This window comes from Bartonella sp. AA81SXKL (genome assembly GCF_042196945.1).
In the GTDB taxonomy this organism is placed as follows: Bacteria; Pseudomonadota; Alphaproteobacteria; order Rhizobiales; family Rhizobiaceae; genus Bartonella.
Window position 1 is genome coordinate 1 of sequence record NZ_JBHIRH010000329.1, and the last position, 625, is coordinate 625.

Sequence of the window (625 nt, forward strand, 5' to 3'; positions counted from 1 at the left end):
TGTTCTGCTTGATGTTCTTTTGTGATTTCTTGTCTTGCATGTTTTACTGCATGGGTAAAATTTGCAACTGCACAACTGAGGAGTGCAACATGCTTTTCAGCACGTACCCGTGCCCCAGTTTTAAAGCAAATGAGGTCAAAACCTGCAAGACTATGAACAGAGTAAGGTGTTCTTTCAATTTGTGTGGCGAGTTGCTGACCCTTGCTTGGATTTTTAATGATTTCTATTATGTTTTTATTCAAAACACCTTGGCTGCCATAAACAATTTTTGATAGACTGCAAATTTGGTCTCGACATGTGTGGACAAAAGCATCTTCTGCAACCATTTCAGCTATTTCAAGTTTTGTCAAAGGAACTAATGTCTCTTTTGGGATGAGTGTTTTTTTTAATTCTTCGGCTTTTGGAGCTGTAAAGGTAATTTTATCACCAGGTTTTAATATTTTTAGTTGTTCTGGTGGGAGGTGGTCTATATTGCCGATAATGTAAGCACCTTTTACATTGAGTGCAAAACCTTCAAGACCAGCACCTCTATAGGTGCCCGTGTAAGTTTCCCCTTCCTTTGCAACCATAACAGGACGATCATTAACATTGCGCCCAGTATTTTTCATGGTGTGCATAAATTCTT

The 625-nt window shown here is 38.7% G+C and carries 1 pseudogene; it reads right to left on the reverse strand.

What is annotated here, in order from left to right:
- Positions 1-625 (reverse strand): annotated as a pseudogene (gene bepA, locus ACFINZ_RS11480) (T4SS effector adenylyltransferase BepA); the annotation flags it as partial.